This is a genomic window from Lentzea terrae, from assembly GCF_003265345.1.
Taxonomy (GTDB): domain Bacteria; phylum Actinomycetota; class Actinomycetes; order Mycobacteriales; family Pseudonocardiaceae; genus Lentzea; species Lentzea terrae.
In genome coordinates, this window is record NZ_QFWW01000026.1 from 131,510 (window position 1) to 147,443 (window position 15,934).

Genomic DNA, 15,934 nt, shown 5'->3' on the forward strand with positions numbered 1-15,934 from the left:
TCGAACCATCTCCATCCTGGAATTGCGGATCAATTATCCGGTTCAACAGCCCTCGACGGAGGAGTGTTCCGGGATGTGAGCTAGACCGCAGGAAGAAGGGTGGTGACGTCTCGGTACGCGAAGCCGAGCTTGCGGTAGAGCGCGATGGCCGGGGCGTTGTAGTTGTCCACGAAGAGGGCGCAGGTGCCGTACAGGGTGAGCAGGGAGGACGTGACGAACTGGCAGACGCGCTCGCCCAGGCCCTGGCCCGTGTGCGACGGGTGGACGGCCACGCCCATCATGAAGCCGACATCCGCTGACGACCACGCCTCGGCTGCGGTGGCCACCAGGGTGTCGTCGGCGCGGATGCCTGCCCAGCGCCGGACGCCGTGTTCGCCCGGCCAGGCCCAGGAGTCCGGGTTGGCCGCGCGCAGGAGCGGCGGGACCTCGTCCACAGAGGACAGCCAGGAGACGTCAGCGGGCAGAGCCAGGGAACCGGAGCGGTCCATCCAGCCGAAGGGCTTGTCCTCCACCCACGGCGTGGGCATCAGCTCCGCCACCTCGCAGGCGAGCGGCCGTTCCATGAGCGGACGCAACTCGACGCCCCGGCCGTGCGCCGCCAGCAGGGAGGCCACGCCTTCAGCCGGCCCGGACATGACCAGCCGGCGACGTCGGGTGAGGTAGGGCGCGTGGACGGCCACCGCGCCCCGGTGTTCCCAGGCAGCACCGCCGGCCGACAGCGCCTGGGCCGCCCAGCGGACCATGGGGTCGGCGGAGGCGTCCTGGACGTCGGCGGGCGTGCGTAAGCGGCGCACTCAGTCCTTCTGCTTGCGGCGCAACAGGGTTCGCTTCGCCAACGAGTCCTCCAGGGCCTGGTAGGCGACGTCCATGGCGCGGTTGTACTCGCCCTGGGGCCGTGGCGGCACGGACTCGTCGGGCAGCGGGGGCGTGACCATCTGGAGCCAGCGCTCGTTCCAGAGCTGTTCGACGGCCTGCTCCCAGTGCAACGCGGCACCCATGCGGACGACCCGCTCGCGGTCGCGCACCTCGGAGATCTGCTGCTGGGTCGCCGCGATCCGCTCCGCGAGCTCGGCGCACCGCACCTCGTCCAGCTTGCGCTGGCGAGCCGCCGCGTCCGTGGCGATGGCGATGATCTCCTTGTAGCGCTCAACCGCTGAGACGTTCTCGACCGCCGGCACCTCGATCACCTCCTCGCTCTGACGCTGCGACGGGACCGACTCGAACGTGGTCGTCATCATCGGGTTCATCACATTTCTCCAGTGTCGAACGGGATGATCACCTGCGGTCGCGAGTGCTCGAACCGGTCGAAGAACAGGCCGCGGCGCGGTCGCGGCGACCACGCCATCACCTGTTCCGGTCCGAGCGACAGCAGTTCCTTGCCCTGGACGTCGAACGCCACCCAGGCGCCGATGTCGTCGTAGACACCCGGTGGGAGGCTCGCCTTGAGCCTCGTGACGCCGCGCCACCAGCCCAGCACGTGCGTGCGGTTCTCCGGGCCGTGCTTGAGCACCGTGCGCAGGCTGTCCAAACCGGACGCACGCGTCGTCGGATCCTTCTGCTCCAGCAACGTGTGCGCCGCGTCGACGCCGTAGAGCACCAGGTAGTGCGGCGACGGCGGCGTGTCGGACGTGCCCGTGTTGATCGCCTGCAGCCGGGCCGCGGTGCGGTCCAGCAGCTCGCGGATGCCGTCGATGCCGATCACCGAGGCATCATGGCCGTCCGCGCTCAAGCGTTTCGCCAGATGCAACGCCTGCGGCATGGCCTCGTCGACCAGGCAGGCGAGGCTGAACGCTGCCTCCACCGGCTCGTGCTGCCTGCCCAGTGACGCGGCCGCTCCGCCGAGCACGGCGGCCGCGTCCTGGACCACGGAGCCGATCACCGCGATGTTGCGGCCGGGGGTGCGGGCGAACCGAACCCTGGCCGCGCTGCCCGCGACGTCGATCACCTGTCCCAACAGCACGGTAGGCGAAGCATCGCCCGGCCGCAGTTCGAGGAAGTCCGGCAGTGCGTCGAGAAAGGGAATTTTGCTTCCGTCGAAGAGGCCTGGGGCCTGGCCGGGTTCGCTGCGCCACAGGTTGTTCTGCAGCGAGTCCATGGTGCCCTTGGACGTCGAGTCCGGGATGCGGCAGATCTCGTTGCCCGGCTTGACGCCCGACTCGTGGTTGATCACCGCGTGCCAGCGCGGGAGCTCGACGGCGGCGTCGTTCTGCGGCTCGGCCAGCACGCGGCGGGCCTTGGGCAGCGCGATGCGGACGGTGAACTGCTCGAAGATCGCCGACTTGCCCCAGAAACCCTCGATGCCGGAGACGTCCTGCGAGGACAGCACGAGGTGGATGCCCTGCGAACGACCGCGCCGCGCCACGTCCTCCAGCAGCTGGGTCGCGGCTGCGGTCACCTGGTCGCGCTCGCCGAAGAGGTACTGGAACTCGTCGATCACCGCGACGATCCGCGGCCACCGGCCCTCCGGGTCCTCGGCGCGCAGGTGTTCGAGCTTCGTGACCTCGTGCTGCTTGGCCGCGTCCGCACGCCGGCGCATCTCGTCGGACAGGAACCGGAGCAACGCCACGCCGAACTCGCGGTCGGTGTTGACGTTGACGCCGACCAGGCGCGCGTGCGGCAGCCACGACGGGTCCTTGCGGCCCGGCGCGAACTGCGCGAACGACACGCCTTCCTTGAAGTCCAGCAGGTACAGCTCCAGCTCGTTCGGCGAGTACCGCGCGCACAGCGAACCGAGCATCGCGTACAGGAAGTTCGTCTTGCCGGAACCGGAAGGGCCACCGATCAACGCGTGCGGCGAGGTGTCGCCGAGATGCACGCAGACCTGCTCACCGTCGTCGAACCCGACGGGCGCGATGACTCCCGCGGCGGAGCTCTCCGTCCAGAGGTGCTCGGGCAGCAGGTCGTCGAACTTGCCCATGCGCGTCCGGCGTTCCTCGCGCTTCTCCGCGATCGCGGCACAGGCGCGCGGCACGAGCGTCCGCGGAAAACCGTCGTCCAGCGTCACCGTCACGTGCTTGCCGGTCATCGTGCACGTCGCGGTGCCGTCGCCGCGCAACGACACCGTCTCCACCGGCGAGTTGATCGTGATCGGGATGTCCACGATGAACAGCTGCACGCCGCACGCCAAACCGTTGCGCGCCACCCGTTGCAGCTGCTGCTGGTGCTCTTCCTTCAACGCCTTGCGGTTGCCGAACAGCACGGCGATCCGCCACGGCTCGGTGCGCCGGCCCTCGCCGCTGACCGAACGCACGGTCAGGTGGCCGTCGACCAGAACCTTCGTGTGCACCTGGCGGATGTGCTCGGACAGCTCGTCCAGCAGCTCGTGCAGCCGCGCCGGGTCGTGCACCGTCAGCAAGTTGGCGCGGGTCAACGGGTACAGCCCGGGCAACGATCCCGTGAGCTGGCCGATGTCCCACACGTGCACGTGCACCAGACCCGGCTGGAAGTGCGACAGCACCCGCAGCAACAGGTTCTCCACCAGCGTGTCCGCCTGCTGGCGACTGTCCGAAGTGGACGATATGTGCAGATGTGCCTGGTCCAGCAGCGGAACGGCCACCGGGAACGGCTGGGACTCCGGCGCGGACGTCACCACGCCGGTGCCGATCCGCCACAGCTCCGGCACGCCCTCGCTGCCGTCGTGCGTGCCCGGCGTGCCGAGCCACGACTCGTGCGGCCACGACGCCGGCCCGGCCGCGACCGTGTTCACCAGCGCGGTCAGCTGGTCCGGACCCGTGGCCGTCCACTCGTGGTACGACTGCTGCCAGTCGTGCTTGATCTGCGCGAGCCGCTCAGCGAACTGGGCCATCGAGAGCGGAGCCTGCCGCGGGTTCTTCTCCCGCTTCTCGTCGACCACCAGGAACGGGGTCACGTTGGCGAGCGCGGCGTCCTGCAGCGCCTTGTCGACGCCCATACCGCGCACGGTGAACTCGAACATGTCCTTCGCGTGCTCGGTGGCGAGCGCCCGGTGCTCGCGCGCCACAGAGCCCAGCGCGGCCGAAACAGCGCGCTGGAACTCCGCGAAGGACTCCTCGATCCTGCGTCGCCGGTCGTCGCGCCTGCTCATCACAGCTCCACGGTGAGTCGTTGGATGCGCTCTAGGGTTCCCACCATCAGTTCCAGCTGATCGGGGAATCTTTCCTTGGCACGCACGAACTCCGGTGGAAGCAGCGACTCGTGGTGGTTCTCGCTCGACTCGGCGAGGATCGCGACCGCCTCGTCGAGGCCCTCCTGGGCGGACCGCACACTCCGGTACGACTCGCGCAGGATCTCGCTCGCCTGCTCGAGCGCGGCGCGAACCTCGGCGATGGATGCCATCAAAGCCTGCTGTTGATGCCCTCGGCCCCGGAAATGCCCGCGCCGAGGTAGTTCTGCAGCTCGCTCACGCCGGACACGACCTGGGCGAACTGAGCGTTCGTCGTTTCGACGTCCGCCTGCACAGAGCCCTGCGTGACCGATGTCAGCAACTGCTGCGCGTCCTCGGCGAGCTCAGCCGCCTGTTGGAGGGCCGACTGGCTTTGGCTCGCCTTGTCGATCGCCTGGGCAATTGCGGCACGGACCTCTTCGATGCTGGCCATGTCGGCTCCCGAACCCTCCCGGAACAGGGCGGTCGTACAACCACCCTCAGTAGAGATTGTGGCGTGATTTTCACAGTTGAGACCGAAGATCGGCTAACTGGGTGGATGCCTCAATCCACTCGAACGGGCCTTGATTTAATGATCAGTTAGGCGCGGCCCTGGCCCCTTGACTACCCGTGTAGTGACACTCACAAAGCTGCTAACACCCCGTTGTGCAGACCTACCGGCCGGGCGGGTGAATCAAGACGACCTCACGGGTGAGTTGTCACGGGGAGTACCTGCACCAAACGGGTCATCTCCTGCCCACGCCTCGACCAGGACGCGTTCCGCCCCCGGGACGAGTCCGCTGATCAGTTCGGGGTCGTCGAGCACCGTCCACGCCGTCGGCGGCTCGCACGCCACCCGCGGCGTCGGGAAGCCGTCACCCAGCCCGCGCACGAAGGTGCGAACGGCCCGCGCCAGCGCCGCGGAGACGCTGTGCGTGGCCTTCTCCGCACTCGGCTCCGTGATGACGACGGCCCAGCAGCCCGGCTCCTCGTCCGAGCAGTCACGGGCGTCCACGACCTGCGCCCCGGTACGGCTGATGAGCGCGTCGCACGCGGCCCGCGCCTGTTGCTCGTCCGCTGCCTCGACCACGACGGTGATCAGCAGCACGAGGTCGTCCACACCCAAAATGGTGTCAGACGACCCTGCGGACGAACTCCAGCACCCGCGTGACGGCCTCCGCGTCGGTCAGCAACCCCTCGACGACGTGCTCCTCGAACGCCGAACCGCGAATCCGGTCCGTGCCCGCCCGCGTGTCCGAAATCGGCACGATCTCGTCGTCCGACCCGTGCAGCCACAACGTCGGCAGCTCACCGAGCGGCCGCCCGAAGTTGACCTCGTCCATCAGGTCGGCCAGCTCGTCGGACGCGCCGTCCCAGATCCCGAGCACCGGCGACACCAGAACCAGCGCGGCGATCCCTTCGTGCGTCTGCGCGTACCGGACCGCGGCGGGCGCGCCGGTGAAGTGTCCAATGAGGACAACCGGCAGCTCGGCGTCCTCGGCCGCCGACTCGATGTCCTCGGTCACCAGGGCCAGAACACCGGCGGCGCGCAACGAAGAGGCGATGCGCTCGCCGTGCGGCAACACGGCGAGCCATCCGGGTGCGTGCATCTACGAAGCGTAGAACGCGCTGATCTCGATCCGGCCACCAGAACACACAGGTCCGAGCGTCCACGGCACGGTCAGCGGCACCGTCTCGTCCGGAGGGATGGCCGTGGCCTTCGACGGCTCCGGCTGGCACGGCCCCTCGACGGGCTCGCCGCCCGCCGGCACCACGCCCCAGTGCAGGTTCGCGGAAGCCTTACCGCCAGGCGCCAACGTCAGCGCGGCGGGACCGGGATCGGCCTTGCGCTCCAACTTGGTCGGCACCACACCGGCCGCGCTCTCCAACTGGAAACCGCTGTAGCCGTTCAACGAACACGGCGCGGTGCTGGAGTTCGTGACGACGAACTTGCCGTACCGGTTGCCCGCGCCGGCGTCGGTCGGGTCGACCTGGCCCTTCAACACGGACGAGTCACAGCGCTTCACAGCCGGAGCGGCGGCGCCCGAGTTGGCGGCCTCCGCGGGTGAAGCGGAGGACGACGGAGTCGACGTCGGCAGCGCGGCGGACCCGGTGTCCGCGTTTCTGTCCCCGCAGGCCGTCACGGAAGCGAGCACCAGCAGGCCGCAAGCGATCAACCGTCGAGTCATGGGTGCACCTCCTACCAGTGAGGATGTGCCCATTCACGAACTGGCCAACACAACGTGCCGGAGATTCACCGGATCTGGTGGACGTCCCACCCGTTGGGCAGCTCGGACATGCCCTGCACCGCCGCCGTCCACAGGTACGTCCAGGCGATCCGGCCGTCCGGCAGCACGACCCGCACGCGGCGGTAGTCCTCGCCCTCGTACTCGTCCAGCAGCGGCAACGCCTCTTCCGGCGACTTCAACCGCAGCACGAAACCGGGCACGCCCAGCCCTGCGCCGGGACGCAGCGCGGGGTAGCCCTGGCCCGTGTCGAACAGGGTGCCGGGCAGGTGGGTCTCCTCCGACTCCACGACGTGCGGCTCCATCAGGTGCCAAGCGCTTGCGCCCGGCTGGAGCGTGCCGTAGACGAACAGCAGCTCCGGCCAGTCGTCGGCGGACGGCTCGCCCTGCACCTCGGTCACGTCCAGTCCGTCGGTCAACGCAGGCCTCCCGCCGAGCACGAGGGCGCGTCGCTGCGAGACGTCCTCGCAACGGACCATACGGCCGTTGACGAGGATGGGCATCCGCTTCTTGGAGCCGGCCGTGTAGGCCAGCACGCTGTCGATGACACCGCCGTTGTAGAGCACCACACGGCCCGTGTGCAGGCGTACGAGGCGATAGCGCAGTCCGCGGCCCTCGCAGCGGTCTAGGACGCGCAGTTGCTCGGGCGTGGCGAACCAGACCGAGTGCTCTTCGACGTGGCCGGGCTCGGCCGCGAGGGTCGCCGGGCGCTGGCCGTCACGGGTGCGCGTGCCCGCGGCCCAGACAGCGGAAAGGCCCTCGCAACGTGCGCGCAGCACGACCGCGGGGCCTTCGAGACCGAGCTCCTCGCGGAGCCAGGTGACCTTGCTGGGGTTGGCGTTCGAGCCGTAGCCGAGCACCGGCATGCGGGCGGCCAACGGGGGTTCACCGTGGTTTGCGAGCCATTGGTCTAGGTCGATGTTCTCCGGCTCAACCCGCCATCCCGACTCCATGGTGAGGTCCGGTCGTACTGGCCAGCCGGTTTCATCGACGTGGACAAAACAGTGGTCTGGACGAGTACCCGGATAGGGCTCAGCCGGATGGCTTTCGTCGGTGAACGGTTGGGCCATTGGTCCATTGTGCCAGCGCGAGGGGCCAGATCGCGCCCCCTAATCGTGACCCATCCGATCTATGACTGCTACTTCTCGGGTCTTAGTGAGATCTTTCACTGCGCATTCGAGTGAGTAACCCGATGTCTATCTGTCGACACTCCGGCGTGCCTCAGGCGTCGTCGTAGCGGCGCTGCGCCTGGGCGACCTCCGGGTGGTTCGCCTCGATCCAATGAGCGAGCGCCACGAGGTGGTTCGCCGCGCCCTTGCCGAGGGGAGTCAGCGTGTACTCGACGTGCGGCGGGATGACCGGCTTGACCTCGCGGTGCACGAAGCCGTCGCGCTCGAGCGTCCGCAGCGTCTGGGTGAGCATCTTCTCGCTCGCGAGTTCCAGCTCCCGCCGCAGCTCGCTGAACCGCCACGCCTCGCCGTTCGAGAGGGCCTGGAGCACCAGGACGCCCCACCGGCTTGTGACGTGCTCCATGATCGCCCGCTCCGGACACACCGTGACCTGCATGCTCACCTCCGAGTAAGTACCCAACTTCAAAGTGGGTACTTTCCACAGGTTAGCGCTAACCATAACTTCGTGGCTATGACGATCCTCATCACCGGTGCAACCGGCCAGCTCGGCAACGCAGTCGTCCGTTACGTCCTCGACCGCACGGACGAGCAGGTCATCGTGTCCGTCCGCGACCCGCAGAAGTTCGACGTGGCGGGCGTCGAGGTCCGCCAGGGCGACTTCGACCAGCCGGAGACCCTCGACTTCCGTGGCGCCGACAAGCTGCTCATCGTGTCGTCGGGCGCGCACGACTCGGACGTCCGGATCCAGCAGCACGCCAACGCCATCGCCAAGGCGAAGGAGCACGGCGTGGGCCACATCTTCTACACGAGCATCGTCGACGCGGACACCTCGCCGGCAGCCGTCGCGGTCGTGCACAAGGCCGCCGAAGAGGCCGTCCGCGCCACTGGCATCACGTTCACGTTCCTGCGCAACAGCATGTACCACGAGAACTACCTGGATGCGCTGGCCGGCGACGTGGTCGCGGTCTCCACCAAGGACGGCCGCGTCGCGAGCGCCGCCCGTGACGACTTCGCCCTCGCCGCGGCCGTCGCGCTGACCACCGAGGGCCACGAGAACCAGACCTACGAGCTCACCGGCTCGACGTCCTGGTCGTTCCCGGAGGTCGCCGGCGACCGGTACCAGGACGTCAGCGACGAGGACCTGATCGCGGCCGGCCTGCCGCCGTTCGTCGTCGGCTTCTTCAAGGAGATCCGCGACGGTGTGTACGCCGAGGTTCGCCCGGACCTGGAGAAGCTGATCGGCCGCCCCACCCGCCCGATCACCGTCTAGGTGAACTCGGGGTGCGCCTCCGGGTGCGCGTCCCACCACTTGCGGTACTCGGGATTGCGGTCCAGCACCGACCGGTAGGCGTCGGCGGCGCACGCGAACACCTCGTGCGCCCGCCCCGCCACCGGCGAGTCCCGGCGCGTCGCCACGAAGATGTCCGTCATCAACGGGGTGCCGCGCAGCTTGCGGATCACGATGCCGTCGCCGGTGCGCGACGGCGCCGCCGCGAACGACACCGCACCGCTCGCGACCAGGCCGCGGGCCGTGCTCGACTCACCGGTGTGGTGGGTCAGCTTGGGCACGAACCCCGCGTCCGCGCAGGCCTGGAACATCGTCATCCGGTTGCCCATCATCTGCGCGGTCGGCGTGACCCAGTCGTGGTCGGCGAGCTGGCAGAGGCCGATCTCGTCCTGCTCGGCCAGCGGGTCCTTGTCCGACACCGCGACGAACGCCGGTTCGCTGACCAGCTTGCGCAACTCGATGCCGGCGAGGTCGCGCGAGGGCATGCCGTCGAAGAACTCGAACAGCGCGACGTGCACGTGGCCCTGTTCCAACAGGTCCACGACCTCAGCGGACGACTGCCGCACCTCCGCCCGCACGTCGGCGTTGAGCTGCCGCAACCCCTCGACGAGCGGCGCGAAGTACAGGATCGAGATGCAGCCGAAGTACAACGGCCCGCCGCGGTCGGTCTCTCTCGTGGTGCTGATCAGCTGAGCCATCTCGTCGAGCACGAGTCTCGCCGTGCCCAGCACACGCCGACCCAGGTCCGTTGGCACGCAACCGTTGCGCGTTCGGTCGAACAGCTGCCCGCCGACCAGCCGCTCGACGGTGCGCAGTTGGGCGGACAAGGCGGGTTGGGTCAGTCCGAGCCGCGTGGCGGCTCTGGTCACGCTGCCTTCCTCGGCGATGGTGCGTACCGCGCGGAGGTGGCGGAGCTCCAGCTCGGGCATAAAGACCTTGTATCCCCGTTCTGAATGCGCCGCCACCCTTCGATCGGGGCATAGTGACTTCGATCGATCTTCCGGCCCGGCGCTTGCGGCAGCGCAACGGGTCCGGTGCGGGAGGGTGCGCACCCCTTCGGTTCGACGCTGCTGCCGCGCACCCTGCGCTCCGCGGCAGTAGCGTCGAACCCATGGCGGTGAAGGACTCTCCCACTGGCTGGGTGAACGCGCACATTCAGAAGTACGTCGAGACCGATGGCGCCGAGGGCCACGAGTGGCGGCCGGGCGTGCACACGTTGCTGCTGACCACCAAGGGGCGCAAGAGCGGCGAGCTGCGGCGCACCGCGCTCATCTACCAGCCCGACGGCGACGACTACGTGATCGTGGCGTCGCAGGGCGGCAAGCCGACACACCCGGCGTGGTACCTCAACCTGTCTGAGGAGCCCGTGGTGGACGTGCAGGTCGCGGCCGACAAGTTCCAGGCGCGCGCTCGCACAGCCGGCCCCGACGAGCGGGACCGGCTGTGGAAGCTGATGAACGAGGTCTGGCCGGCCTACTCCGACTACCAGCAGAAGACGGATCGCGAGATTCCCGTGGTGGTCTTGGAGCCGATCAGGGGATGACCACAGCGGCACCGGTCACGCGCACGCGGCGATCCTCGCTCGTGGCGTCGACTTCGAGCCGTGACGGCCTGCCCATGTCCTCGCCCTGGCTGATGACGAACCGTTGCGGCCCTTCGAGGTCGCGCAGGTAACCACCGAACGCGGCGGCGGCAGCACCCGTCGCCGCGTCCTCCACCACGCCACCGACGGGGAACGGGTCGCGGGCGTGCACGAGATCCGCGGACTCGCGCCACCACAGGTGCACCGTCGTCAGGTCGTGCGCCAGCATCAGGTCGCGCAACGCGTCGAAGTCGTAGTCCAGCTGCGCGAGCTGCTCGCGGTCCTTCAGTCCGATCAGCAGGTGCCGCGCGCCACCGAAGCCGACGTGCACCGGAGCGTCGCCGATCTCCTTGTACCGCAACGCTTCCAATGCCTGCTGAACCAGCTCCGGCGAGGCCTCGGACGTGCTGGTCGGCACGCTGGTCAACGTCGCCGTGCCCGCCGCGGTCTCGATGGTGATCTCACCGGCCGGTGTGTGGAACGTCAGCGGTCCGTCGCCGATCCGTTCGGCCAGCGCGACCGACGTGGCGATGGTCGCGTGGCCGCAGAACGGCACCTCCGCCTTGGGGCTGAAGTACCGGACGTCGAACTCGCGCCCTCCGCGCGGCAGGACGAACGCCGTCTCGGAGTAGCCCACCTTCGCGGCGATGACGAGCATCTCGTCGTCGGACAGGCCGGTCGCGTCGAGCACGACACCCGCCGGGTTGCCGCCGGCCGGATCCTTCGTGAAGGCGCTGTAGCGCAGAACGCCCTGATCGGTCATGCCCACTCCCAATGCGTAGCCGTGCTGCAGTCTGCCGAAAATGTACTTGCTGGTGACATAACGAAGTCCGGCCTTCTCGAGCACCCGCCCGGACGCGATGTTCTCCGCGTCGTGGCCGGCGAACACGCGCGGTCGCAACGACAACGCCCGGTCCCGCAGCTCGCAGGCGATCCGGGAGGCGAGGCCGCGGCCCCAGTGCTCGGGGTCGACCCAGTATCCGATCTCGATCTCGTCGGGACCGCGGTGCGCCAGCTGCGCCAGCCCGACGACGACCCCGTCCTCGATGACGAGGTGCAGGCCAAAACCGTGTTCGTTCCAGTGCTGCAACGCCTGCTCGTGCCGTTCGGCCACGTACTCGGGCGCCCAGGGCTTCCCGTTGCCGACGTACCTGGTCATCCGGGGATCGGTCGCCCAGCGCAGCATGTGTTCGAAGTGCTCGTCTCCCCAACGCACGAGTTCCATGGAACCAATCGTGCCTCAGTAAAGCTGGGGAAGAAGTCCTTCGCACGTGCGGACCACGACCTCGGCGGCCCGGCGCTGGTCGTTCGGCGCGTGCACGTCGGCGGCCTGCGCCTGCCACCGCACCAGCGCGTCGAGCAGCGCCTCCCGTTGCTCGTGCGGGTCGGCCTCGTAGTCGAAACCCAGACGTGCCAACGAGGTCGTGCCCTCCGCGCCGATCAGTCGCAGCGCCTCGGTCTGCAGGTCGGCCGGCAGTTTCGTGCGCCCGCCCTGCAGCGCCGCCACCAGCCGCAGCTCGCGGAAGTCGTGCGCGGAAGCGACGACGCGTTCCAGGTCGGCCATCAGCTTGCGGGCGTTCTGCCGCGGCTCCATCCGGAACAGCACGTCGAGCGCCAGCAGCGCCGACCTGGCCTTCAGCACTTCCCGCCGCTCGGTGAAGTGGATCGCGATCGAGTCGCGCAGCTCGCCGAGGCCGCTGCGCTGCACCAGCTGGCCGGTCAGCTTGACCTGCGTGTCGAAGCCCTGCCGGATCAACGCGGTGATCAGCCGGACGCCGAAGATCCCGAACCGCTCCAGCAACGCCTGCCGCACCGCGGGTTCCATCGACAGCGGGAACTGCTCACCGACGAACCGGTCCGCCGACAGCAGGTGGTCTTCGAGCTCTTCTCGGCCGAGTGACGCCAGGGTCCGCAGCGCCGTGAACTCGTCCTCCCGCAACGTCTTCGCGGCCACCGCCAGCAGCCCGGCGACCGAGACCACGTTCTGGCACAACGGTTGCACGGCGACGTCGCGGCGGTAGCGGCGGGCGATCTGCTTGGCCGACGACAACGCGTCGATCCGTCCCGCGCCGATCTCGTCGGCACGGGCGAGGACCGCGACCGTGTGCACGTTGGCGACCCTGGCGATCGGGTGATCGTTGGCGGCCTGCAGGAACTTCAGGTCGTCGTCCTGCACGTGCCGCATCAGGTACAGCAACGCGTCGGCCTCGCCGAGGACCTGCTCCGGCGTGGCCTCGGACGGGGTGTCGATCAGCACGATGTCCCGCAACGTCCGCGCGGGCCACTCGACGACCACGCGGTCGGCGCGGTCGAACTGGCCGATCTCGACGTGGTTCCTGCTACCGCGCCTGCCCACCGCGACCTCGTGCGGCCGGCCGGGTCCGGAGAACACGTGGGCTCGCGCCTCGGTGCCACCCCGGTACCAGACGAAGGAGTTCAGCGGTACGAACTCGTCACCGATCAACGCGTTGACCACAGTGGACTTGCCGATGCGGGCTCGGCCGGCCACCGCGACCCGCACGGGTTCGGTGTAGCGCTCGATGTGAGAGCGCAACCACCCGGTGGCGCGCGGGCTGTCGCGGTAGACGGCCAGTGCTTCCTGCAGCATCGACCAGACGACTCGGTCCAAGGTCACGCGGTGAGCTCCATCGCCGGACCGCCGAGCTGCTGCACCCGCTTGTAGAGCGTGACCAGCTTGTCCAGCTCCTTGCGACCTTCGCGCAGCCGGCGCTCGCGCTCGGTCTGGTCGTCCTGCACCGCGCGCTTGGCGCTGCGGGCCGACTCGAGCAACGTCTCCTGCAGCTCCTCGGCCAGCGTGCTGAAGTGGTTGCGCAGCGAGCGCTGGATGTGCCGGGCGGAGTCGCGGACGTCCTTGGAGAACTTCACGAAGAAGTCGTCGACGTGCCGTTGCGCGGCGGCCTTGGCGGCGGCCTGACGGCGCTTCAGTCGTTGGTCGCTCTCGTCCAGAATGGACTTGCCGCCGAACAGGGCGCCGGCGCCGAGCGAGATCACGTTGATCAGCGGCATGCCGGCGAGCGAGGTGACCAGACCGAACATCAGCACGCCGCCGTACGAGCCGCGCAGACCGGTGAACAGCTTCTGCGAGATCGAGAACGGCTCGATCTTCGGCTTCTCCAGCTTGCTCACCGGCTCCAGCAGGTCGTCCGGCAGCACCGAACCGGGGATCAGGTCCTCCCGGTAGACCGGGAAGTTCTTGGCGACCTTCGCGGCCACCCACTCCGCGCGTTCCATCAGCCAGGCGAAGTTCGTGGTGGCGGCCTCGTTGAGGTTGTCCTCCAGCCACTGCTCGAACTTGTCCCAGCCGATCGCGGGATCGGCCTCGTCGTAGGTCTTGTCGACCTCGCGGAGGATCTTGCGCGTGCGGTCGCGCAGGTCGTACTCGACGTCGGAGATCAGGTCGGCCATCTCGTCGTTGAGCACGTTCTGCCAACGGGCGGAGCGGCGGCGCAGTTCGTCGACGCGGCGCTGGGCTTCCTGCAGCGTCGAGATCGTGGCGACCGTGCGGGACGAGTCGTGCGCCGTCAGCTCTTCGCGCAACGGCGTGACGAGCTGGGTGAGGGCGGACGAGGCCACCACCGCGACGGCGCGGCGGGCCAGGAGGTCCGCTGAAGCAACGATGTCGCGCTGCACGCACGCCAGCAGTTCGGGGAAGCCGGACTCGGTGTTGAGCCGCTGGTCGCCGGTCTTCGCAGCGCGCAGGCGGAGCGCGGAGGACACCGGGATGAGCTTGGCCGGGACGCCGGCGCGGGCGAGCAGGGCCTTGTTGCGCTCGACGACGTTGCGCCAGCTCGGCACCAGGTCGATCTTGGTGACGACCACGGTGACGTTCGGGCAGGCCTCCATGACCTTCTTGAGCAGCGTCATCTCCGCCGCGGTCAGCTCGCCGGTGGCGTCGGAGACCAGCAGCACGGCGTCGGCCTGCATCAGCGTCGCGAACGTGCTGGCGGTGTGCGCTGATCGGGTGTCACCCACTCCGGGGGTGTCGATCAGGACCAGGCCGCTGTCGAGCAACGCGCGCGGAATGCCGATCTCGGCCCGCACGACGTGCTGCGACTGGGCGGTGGCCTGCTTCGTGACCTGCTCGATCGGGACGGCGATGCGCTCGGTCGGCGTGTGGAAGATCGACCCGCGGGCCGAGGCGTTGCGGACCAGCGCCGCCGACGGGGTGTCCGCGTGCTGGACGAACGTGGGCACGGTCGTCGTGATGTCGTCGCCCACCGCGCAGACGGGCGCGTTGAGCAGCGCGTTGACGAGCTGACTCTTGCCCTGCTTGGACTCGCCGACGACGAGCACGCGCAGCTTGGGGTCGAGTTGCTGAGCTCGCTTCTCCCGCAGCCGGGCCTCCAGATCGGGCCTCCGGTGCGTGACGCAGGCTCCGATCGTCTCGTCGAGCACATCGAGCCAGGGCGGTGCCATCACCTGACTCATAGTGCCGTGTTCACCCCCTTGGGTGAAAGCCTCGAACGCAAGACCGGTTCAGTTCGGGTGAGACCGGGCTGCTCGCAGAGGGCGGTGATGTTGCTCACCAGGCGAACCGGGGTGACCGTTTTGCCTGGTAGACGCCGAACCGGCCCTGTCAGCTGCGACAGGGCCGGTTCGCGATCGGTCAGGTGGCTCAGCCGAGCAGGCCGCCCAGGTCCAGGCCGTCGCCGACGACCGGCACGTTGTGCGCGACGTCGGTGACGTTGCCGAGCACGTTGCCGACACCGGCGGTGTCGCCCACCAGGCCGGTCGCGGTGTTCGCGACGCCGGTGGCGGTGTCGACGACACCGGACGCGGTGTGCTGGACGGCGCCCACGGTGTCGGTGGTGTTCGCGATCACGTTGCCGCTGGTCAGGTCGTGCAGGCCGGAGACGTTGAGCGCGCCGAGGTTGGCGTCGGCGCCACCGAGCACGCCCAGCGCGTCGTGGGTCAGGCCGCCCACGCCACCCAGGTGGCCGAGGAGGCCGTCGGCACCGGGAACAGCCGAGGTGGCGGTGGCCAGCGTGCCGTCGACGGTCGCGGTCGCGGTGTCGGCCACGTCGAGCGCGGTGCCGGTGACCGGGGAGGCGGTCTGGTCGAGGACCGAGGTCACGTCGCCGACGGCGGAGAAGTCGCCGCCGAGGCCGAGGCCGGCCGAGGTGAACTCACCCAGGGTCTTGTTGGCGGCGATCAGGTTCAGGCCGGTCTCGTCAGCCGCGAGCACGCCGGCGGACGACGTCTGGATGTCGCTGAGGTTCAGGCCCGACGAGGTCAGCTGAGACGCGACCGCCTGCAGCTGGCTGATGGCGCCGAGCGGGCCCTGAGCGAGCAGGTCGTCCGCCGGCAGGTCCAGGTTGAGGCTGTCGACGGCGGGCAGGCCGTCCACCGCGGGAACCAGGTCGAGCACCAGCGGGATGACTTCCTGCACGTCGACGGCGGTGATGTCGGCCAGGCCAGCCTGCTCCAGAGTGCCCTGGGCGTCGGTCGCGAACGCGGCCTTCAGCGCCGGGTCGCTGAGGAGGTTGAGCACGAAGTCGTGGAGGGTGCTGGTCGACTCGATCATCTGTAGGACTCTTCTCCTGTTGA

17 protein-coding genes are annotated in these 15,934 nt (G+C 68.9%); 2 read left to right on the forward strand and 15 right to left on the reverse strand.

The window, feature by feature from the left end; genetic code table 11:
* Positions 1–80: 80 nt before the first annotated feature.
* The 10 genes from DI276_RS32190 to DI276_RS32235 form a co-directional block, all read right to left on the reverse strand.
* Positions 81–794, reverse strand: a complete 714-nt coding sequence (locus DI276_RS32190) for a GNAT family N-acetyltransferase (protein ID WP_112270390.1) — start codon at positions 792–794, stop codon at positions 81–83.
* Positions 795–1,247: a hypothetical protein gene (locus DI276_RS32195; protein ID WP_112270392.1), complete on the reverse strand. Its 453-nt coding sequence runs from the start codon at positions 1,245–1,247 to the stop codon at positions 795–797.
* Complete coding sequence (locus DI276_RS32200; protein ID WP_112270394.1) at positions 1,247–4,063, reverse strand: FtsK/SpoIIIE domain-containing protein; 2,817 nt, start codon at positions 4,061–4,063, stop codon at positions 1,247–1,249. Before DI276_RS32200 ends, DI276_RS32195 begins: the two co-directional genes overlap by 1 nt.
* Positions 4,063–4,314, reverse strand: coding sequence for a hypothetical protein (locus DI276_RS32205; RefSeq protein WP_030467714.1), 252 nt, complete (start codon positions 4,312–4,314; stop codon positions 4,063–4,065). The genes DI276_RS32200 and DI276_RS32205 overlap by 1 nt, the downstream gene beginning before the upstream one ends.
* Entirely contained in the window at positions 4,314–4,574 is a 261-nt protein-coding gene (locus DI276_RS32210; RefSeq protein ID WP_030467713.1) for a hypothetical protein, read from the reverse strand. The genes DI276_RS32205 and DI276_RS32210 overlap by 1 nt, the downstream gene beginning before the upstream one ends.
* A gap of 240 nt (positions 4,575–4,814) precedes the next feature.
* Positions 4,815–5,240, reverse strand: coding sequence for a hypothetical protein (locus DI276_RS32215; RefSeq protein WP_112270396.1), 426 nt, complete (start codon positions 5,238–5,240; stop codon positions 4,815–4,817).
* Positions 5,241–5,253: 13 nt separating this feature from the next.
* Entirely contained in the window at positions 5,254–5,730 is a 477-nt protein-coding gene (locus DI276_RS32220) for an alpha/beta hydrolase (RefSeq protein WP_112270398.1), read from the reverse strand.
* Positions 5,731–6,309, reverse strand: a complete 579-nt coding sequence (locus tag DI276_RS32225) for a DUF4232 domain-containing protein (RefSeq protein WP_112270400.1) — start codon at positions 6,307–6,309, stop codon at positions 5,731–5,733.
* A gap of 65 nt (positions 6,310–6,374) precedes the next feature.
* A complete protein-coding gene (locus DI276_RS32230; protein WP_232837064.1) occupies positions 6,375–7,244 on the reverse strand; it encodes a gamma-glutamylcyclotransferase family protein in 870 nt (289 codons plus the stop codon).
* A gap of 343 nt (positions 7,245–7,587) precedes the next feature.
* Positions 7,588–7,962, reverse strand: coding sequence for a winged helix-turn-helix transcriptional regulator (locus tag DI276_RS32235; protein WP_408610598.1), 375 nt, complete (start codon positions 7,960–7,962; stop codon positions 7,588–7,590).
* 45 nt (positions 7,963–8,007) lie between these two features.
* On the opposite strand from DI276_RS32235, the gene DI276_RS32240 reads away from it, so the two are divergent.
* Positions 8,008–8,766: an NmrA family NAD(P)-binding protein gene (locus DI276_RS32240; protein ID WP_112270404.1), complete on the forward strand. Its 759-nt coding sequence runs from the start codon at positions 8,008–8,010 to the stop codon at positions 8,764–8,766.
* Here the strand turns inward: DI276_RS32240 and DI276_RS32245 are convergent.
* A complete protein-coding gene (locus DI276_RS32245; protein ID WP_112270406.1) occupies positions 8,763–9,713 on the reverse strand; it encodes a LysR family transcriptional regulator in 951 nt (316 codons plus the stop codon). The genes DI276_RS32240 and DI276_RS32245 overlap by 4 nt on opposite strands.
* Before the next feature lie 182 nt (positions 9,714–9,895).
* Between DI276_RS32245 and DI276_RS32250 the strand changes: the two genes are divergently transcribed.
* Positions 9,896–10,327: a nitroreductase family deazaflavin-dependent oxidoreductase gene (locus tag DI276_RS32250; protein ID WP_112270408.1), complete on the forward strand. Its 432-nt coding sequence runs from the start codon at positions 9,896–9,898 to the stop codon at positions 10,325–10,327.
* Here the strand turns inward: DI276_RS32250 and DI276_RS53310 are convergent.
* The 4 genes from DI276_RS53310 to DI276_RS32270 form a co-directional block, all read right to left on the reverse strand.
* Entirely contained in the window at positions 10,317–11,591 is a 1,275-nt protein-coding gene (locus tag DI276_RS53310; RefSeq protein WP_112270410.1) for a PhzF family phenazine biosynthesis isomerase, read from the reverse strand. The two genes, DI276_RS32250 and DI276_RS53310, sit on opposite strands and share 11 nt — an antisense overlap.
* 15 nt (positions 11,592–11,606) lie before the next feature.
* On the reverse strand, positions 11,607–13,001 hold the full coding sequence (locus DI276_RS32260; RefSeq protein ID WP_112270412.1) for a hypothetical protein: 1,395 nt from the start codon (positions 12,999–13,001) through the stop codon (positions 11,607–11,609).
* Positions 12,998–14,803 (reverse strand): dynamin family protein, encoded by a 1,806-nt coding sequence (locus DI276_RS32265; RefSeq protein ID WP_112271373.1) that lies wholly within the window; start codon positions 14,801–14,803, stop codon positions 12,998–13,000. Before DI276_RS32265 ends, DI276_RS32260 begins: the two co-directional genes overlap by 4 nt.
* 199 nt (positions 14,804–15,002) lie before the next feature.
* On the reverse strand, positions 15,003–15,911 hold the full coding sequence (locus DI276_RS32270) for an IniB N-terminal domain-containing protein (protein WP_112270414.1): 909 nt from the start codon (positions 15,909–15,911) through the stop codon (positions 15,003–15,005).
* Positions 15,912–15,934: the final 23 nt, after the last annotated feature.